The organism is Conexibacter stalactiti, from assembly GCF_033542075.1.
Lineage (GTDB): Bacteria > Actinomycetota > Thermoleophilia > Solirubrobacterales > Solirubrobacteraceae > Conexibacter > Conexibacter stalactiti.
Map to the genome: position 1 here is coordinate 25134 of NZ_JAWSTH010000078.1, position 6156 is coordinate 31289.

Consider the following 6156-nt stretch of genomic DNA (forward strand, 5'->3'; position numbering starts at 1 on the left):
AAGCGCGTCACGCCGACCCCGCCTCCTCCAGCTCGCCCTCCAGCGCGAGGAATCTCTCCCGCACCGCGTCGAGCGTCGCGGACTCGGGCGCCGCCCACAGGCCGCGGTCGGCCGCTTCGAGCAGCTTCTCGGCGATCGCGCGGCCGGCCCACGGGTTCGACTGCGCGACGAAGGCCGCCACGTCGTCGTCGAGCAGGTACTTCTGCGCGACCTGCTCGTACATCCAGTCCTCGGCGACGCCGGCGGTCGCGTCGTAGCCGAACAGGTAGTCGACGGTCGCCGACAGCTCGGCCGCGCCCTTGTAGCCGTGGCGGATCATCGAGGCGATCCAGCGCGGGTTGGCGACGCGCGCGCGGAAGACCCGCCGCGTCTCCTCCTCCAGCGAGCGCGCGACCGCGCGCGACGGATCCGAGGAATCGCCGAGGTAAGCGGCCGGCGCGCGGCCGGTGAGTGCCCGCACGGTCGCGATCATGCCGCCGTGGTACTGGTAGTAGTCGTCGGAGTCGAGGATGTCGTGCTCGCGCGAGTCGACGTTCTTGACCGCCACGTCGATCCGCCCGAACGCCTCGCGCATCGCCTCGCGCGCCGGCGCGCCGTCGAGCCCGCGGCCGTAGGCATAGCCGCCCCACGCCTCGTAGACCTCGGCGATGTCGGCGTCGTCGCGCCAGTCGCGCGTCTCCAGCAACTGCAGCAGCCCGGCGCCATAGGTGCCGGGCTTGGAGCCGAAGATGCGGGTCGTCGCGCGGCGCCAGGCGGCGTCGCTGCCCAGCTCGCCAGCGAGCCGCTCGGCGTCCGCGCGCGCGTGCGCGGCGACGTAGTTGTCGGCGTCGTCCTCCTCCAGCGCCGCGACCCGCGCGACGGCGTCGTCGAGCAGGTTGACGAGGTGCGGGAAAGCGTCGCGGAAGAAGCCTGAGATGCGCACGGTCACGTCGATCCGCGGACGGCCCAGCTCGGCGAGCGGGATCACCTCGATCCCGGTCACGCGCTGCGACTCGGGGTGCCACGTCGGCCGCACGCCGAGCAGCGCGAGGATCTCCGCCACGTCGTCGCCCTGCGTGCGCATCGCCGCTGTCCCCCACGCGACCAGCCCGACCGTTCTCGGCAGCGCGCCGTGGTCGCGCGTATGACGGTCGAGCAGCGCGTCGGCGAGCTTGACGCCGACGCCCCACGACAGCTGCGATGGCAGCGCGCGCGGGTCGACGGAGTAGAAGTTGCGACCGGTCGGCAGCACGTCGATCCGTCCGCGCGTCGGCGCGCCCGACGGACCCGCCGGGATGTGGCGGCCGTTGAGCGCGGCGACGACGTTGTCGAGCTCCTCGGTCGTGCGCAGGACGCGCGGCAGCACCTCCTCGCAGGCGAAGCGGAGCGTGCGGATCACCTCAGCCGCGCCGCTCTTTGCGTCAGCCGCGCCACCATTTGCAACGGCCGAGCCACGATCTGCGTCAGCCGAGCCGCCGATGCCCAGCGTCGAGGCGACGACGCCCTCGACCGCATCGGCGTCCCAATCGGCCTCCGCCAACCCGTCGAGCAGCGCCATCTGCGCGCTCTCCAGCCGATCTACGAGGTCGCCGTTGGACGCCGCGGGGCCGCGGAAGCGCTCCACCAACGCCGGCGGAACCGACCCCGCGAACGGCGAACCCGCAGCCGCCACGAGCGCCTCCTCGTCGAGCCCGTACGCGAGCCCGACCGCGCGCCGCAACCCGACGACGCTGCCCGACCCCAGGCGCAGCAAGGCCGACGTCAGACCACGCAGCTGCGGCCCCGTCGGCACCGCGCCGAGCACGTGCAGGCCGTCCTTGATCTGGATGTCCTTGACCTCGCAGAGGTAGCCGTCGATGTGCTCGACCAGCTCCCCCAGATCCTCCGGCCGCTCCTCGACGCCGAGGTCGGCCTGCAGGTTGGCCGCCTCGATCGCGGTCCAGATCCGCGCCGCCAGAGCGGGCAGCTTCGGCGGGTCGAGCACCTCCAGGCGCGCGTACTCGTCCAGCAGCGCCTCCAGCACGGCCATCTCGTCGTAGGAGTCGGCGCGCATCATCGGCGGGATCAGGTGGTCGACGATCACGGCGTGCGCGCGCCGCTTCGCCTGCACGCCCTCGCCGGGATCGTTGACGACGAACGGGTAGATCAGCGGCAGCTCGCCCAGCGTCGCGTCGGGCGCGCACCCGCGCGAGAGCGCGAGCGTCTTGCCGGGCAGCCATTCGAGCGTTCCGTGCTTGCCGAGGTGGACGATCGCGTCAGCGCCCCACGCCTGCTCGATCCACCAGTAGACGGCGAGGTAGTGGTGGGTCGGCGGCAGCTCGGGGTCGTGGTAGATCCCGACCGGGTCCTCGCCGTAGCCGCGCGGCGGCTGGATCGCGACGAGCACGTCGCCCAGCTCGATTCCGGCCACGACGAAGTCGTCGCCGTCGAGGAAGCGGTCGCCGGGCGGCGGGCCCCACTTCTCCTCGATCGATTCGCGCAGCTCGTCCTCCAGCCCCGCGTACCGCTCCAGATACGCGGCGACCGGGAAGCGCAGCGGCGACGCGGCGAGCTGCTCGTCGGTGAGGAACTCGGGATCGTGACCGCCGGAGCCGATCAGCGCGTGCATCAGCGCGTCGCCGTCGGCGTACGGCGAATCGACGCGCATGCCGTCCGCGCGCAGCCGCTCCAGCAGCGCGATCGCCGACGCCGGCGTGTCGAGGCCGACGGCCATGCCGACCTTCGCGTGCTTGGTCGGGAAGGAGGTCAGCAGCAGCGCGACTCTGCGCTGCGCCGCGGGCAGGAAACGCAGCCGCGCGTGTCTGACGGCGAGCCGCGCGACGTGCGCGCAGCGCTCGGCGTCCGGCACGTAGCGCGGGACCGGCACGCCGACCGGCGAGTCGGCGGCGCTGTCGCGCTCCTTGAACGAGATCACGCCGCCGAGCAGGCGGCCGTCGAACTCGGGGATCGCGACCTGCGTCGCCGAGTCCAGCGGCGAGAGGCCGCTGTCGGAGGCGAGCCAGGCGGCGCGCGAGGCGGTCGCGGTGATCGCCTGGATCACCGGCACGTCGAGCGCGGCGAGCGCGGTCGCGTCCCACTCCTGCCACTGCTCGCCGGCGCCCTCCGAGGCGCCGTCCGCAGCGGCCGCCCGCGACGCGTCGCCGGCGTTGGAGCCGCCGGTCGCGAGCATCGTCGTCAGCAGCGCGTCGACCTTCCCGTCGAGCAGCGCGAGCGCGGCGACCGAGCCGTCTCTGTCGCGCCGCAGCGTGTAGCTCCAGACCGCGAGCGCGTTCGCCCCGGCCTGCTCGATCTGCGCGCACAGCTCGTCGACGAAGGCGGTGTTGCCGGTGAGGCGGTGGGAGCGGTAGAAGCAGATCCCGACCGTCGGCTTGTCGGGGTCATGGCCGGCGCGCGCCTCGTCGATCTCCACGTCTCCGCGCCCCGGCACGTACACCCCGAGGTCGGCGGTCTCGTGCGGCGGCTCGAAGCCCCAGCCCTCCAGCAGGAAGGTGTCAGCGAGGAAGCGCAGCAGCTGCTCGACGTTGTCGACGTCGCCGTGGCGGAGGTACTCGCCGGCCATCGCGACGGCGCCGGTGGGGGCGGTCGAGAGCGCGGTCATCTCCGCGTCCGGCGACGCCTCGCCGCCGAGCGCCAGCAGCGGGATCCCCCGCTCGCGACAGGCGGCGACCAGCAGCGGCAGGCCGTCGGGCCAGCCGCGTCTGCCGCCGAGCACGCGCACCAGCACGACGCCGGCACCGTCGACCACGGAGTCGACCAGTTGCGCCGCGTCGGCGCCGTACGGGTTGGCGCAGCGCACCTGCGGGAAGTCGGCCGGCAGCCGCTCGACCGCCGCCGCGGTGGCGAGGATCTCGGTGTCGGCGGTCGTCACGAAACGGAGCACGTGCGCACCTCTGTGTGGACGGTCGGAAGGCCGGCGGGAACCCCGCCGCTGATCAGGTCTTCGAGCGCAGCGGTGTCGACGTGCTGCTCGATCAGGTCGCCGAGCACGTCGAGCCGCTGCTCACGGGCGGCCGCGAAATCTCTGTTCCCCGGGCGGAAGGCGCGCCCGCGCACGCGCGCGACGTGCAGCAGCAGCGCGCGGCGGAAGGCGTCGTGCTCGAGCGCGCCGTGCCAGCTGGTGCCGAGCGTCTCGCCGGCGCGACAGCCGTCGGGCTCGCGGTCGCCCGCGTCCTGCAGCAGCGGCTCGCCGCCATGACGCGTGACGCGGCCGTGGCGGATCTCGTAGCCGGCGACCGGCGCGCCGAGCCAGTCGCAGGACCCGTTGCGGCGGCGCAGCAGCTTGTCGGCGGCGAAGCGGGTGCTGACCGGCAGCAGGCCGAGCCCCTCGACGGTCCCGAGTCTCGACTCGACCATGTCCTCGATCGTATGGCCGAGCAGCTGGTACCCGCCGCAGATGCCGAGGATCGGGAGTCCCTGCGCGGCACGCTTCGCCAGGACCGCGTCGAGGCCGTTGTCGCGCAGCCGCTGGAGGTCCTCGACGGTCGCCTTCGTGCCCGGGATCACGACGAGGTCGGCCCGTTCGAGGTCGACCGCCGAGCGCGTGAAGCGGACCCGCACGCCCGGCTCGGTCGCGAGCGCGTCGACGTCGGTGAAGTTGCTCATCCAGCGCAGCCGCAGGACGGCGACGTCGAGCGTCTCGCCGAGCGCCGGCGCCTCCGGCCGCGGCGCCTCCAGCGCGAGCGAGTCCTCGACGTCCATCCACAGGTCCTCGACATGCGGGAGCACGCCGAGCGTCGCGCGGCCGGTCATCGCTTCGAGCTGCGTCAGGCCGGGGGCGAGGATCGACGCGTCACCGCGGAACTTGTTGATCAGGAAGCCGCCGATGTGGCGTTGGTCGTTCTCGTCCAGCAGCGCGAGCGTGCCGAACAGCGACGCCATCACGCCGCCGCGGTCGATGTCGCCGACGACCAGGACCGGCAGCCCGTGCGCGGTCGCGAGCCCCATGTTGGTGATGTCGGCTGCGCGCAGGTTGATCTCGGCGGGGCTGCCGGCGCCCTCGCAGACGACGACGTCGAAGCGGCTGCGGAGGTCGCTGAGCGCCTCCCCGACGATCGGCTTGAGCTGATCCTTGAGCGTCTGGTAGCTGCGCGCGTCGGCGTCGGCGTACGGCTTGCCCATCACGACGATCTGGCTGTGTCGCTGCCCCGACGGCTTGATCAGGACCGGGTTCATCGCCGCCTCGGTCTCGATCCCGCAGGCGGCCGCCTGCGCCGCCTGCGCCCGTCCGATCTCGCTGCCGTCGTGCGCGACGACGCTGTTGAGCGCCATGTTCTGCGCCTTGAAGGGAGCGACCGAGATCCCCTGCCGCGCGAGCCAGCGGCAGATCCCGGTCGTGACGACCGACTTGCCGGCATCGGAGTGCGTGCCGGCGATCAGAATCGCGCCTCTCATGCGGGGGCTCCAGTGGCAGGGGTGGCACGGGCGGGGCGAACGGCGCGGGCGGCGGCGCAGAGGACCGCCGCGGCGGCGCCGACGGCGAGGCTGAGGCGGGCGGCGCGGTGGGCGTCGGCGGGGGTCGCGGCGCGGCCGTCGCCGAGCGTCGGGCGCTCCTCGCGGCGCTCGCCGTAGTTCAGCGGACCGCCGAGGCGGAGGTCGAGCGCGCCGGCGAAGGCGGCCTCCATCCGGCCGGCGTTCGGCGACGGATGGGCGGCACCGTCGCGGCGCAAGATCGTCAGAGCGGCACGCGGGGAGCCGCCGACGACCGGGGCCGTCGCGACCGTCAGCAGCGCGCCGAGACGGGCGCCCGGCCAGCCGAGCGCGTCGTCGAGCTTGGCCGACGCGAAGCCGAACTCGGCGTAGCGGGGTGATCTGTGACCGACCATCGCGTCGAGCGTGTTGGCGGCGCGGAAGGCGGCGACGCCGGCCGGGCCGCCGATCGCGCCCCAGACGAGCGCGCCGACGACGGCGTCCGAGCTGTTCTCCGCCAGTGACTCGACGACCGCGCGACTGACGCCGGCCGCGTCGAGCTGGGAGGGATCGCGACCGGCCAGCGCGGGCAGCGCGGCGCGCGCGCCGGCGAGATCGTCGCGATCGAGGTGACCAGCGATCCGGCGCCCCTCGCGCGCGAGGCTGCGCCCGCCGAGCGCGCCCCAGGTGAGCACGGCGAGCACGAGCGCGCGGCCGGCGCCGGGCCGTGCGAACCGCGGCCGGGCGGCGCTGCCCTCGGCGCGCGAGGCG

The 6156-nt window shown here is 74.0% G+C and carries 3 protein-coding genes; all 3 read right to left on the reverse strand.

Going from position 1 to position 6156, the window contains the following annotated elements:
• Positions 1-7 precede the first annotated feature (7 nt).
• A complete protein-coding gene (gene cobN / locus R7226_RS22925) occupies positions 8-3859 on the reverse strand; it encodes a cobaltochelatase subunit CobN (RefSeq protein WP_318599680.1) in 3852 nt (1283 codons plus the stop codon).
• Positions 3844-5370: a cobyric acid synthase gene (locus R7226_RS22930; RefSeq protein WP_318599681.1), complete on the reverse strand. Its 1527-nt coding sequence runs from the start codon at positions 5368-5370 to the stop codon at positions 3844-3846. The genes cobN and R7226_RS22930 overlap by 16 nt, the downstream gene beginning before the upstream one ends.
• The coding region (locus R7226_RS22935; RefSeq protein ID WP_318599682.1) for a CobD/CbiB family cobalamin biosynthesis protein at positions 5367-6156 on the reverse strand (790 nt) is incomplete at its 5' end. The genes R7226_RS22930 and R7226_RS22935, both read right to left, overlap by 4 nt.

Coding starts and splice junctions, on each gene's coding strand:
- R7226_RS22930 (WP_318599681.1), bottom strand. CDS start 5,370: ATGAGAGGCGCGATTCTGATCGCCGGCACGCACTCCGATGCCGGCAAG.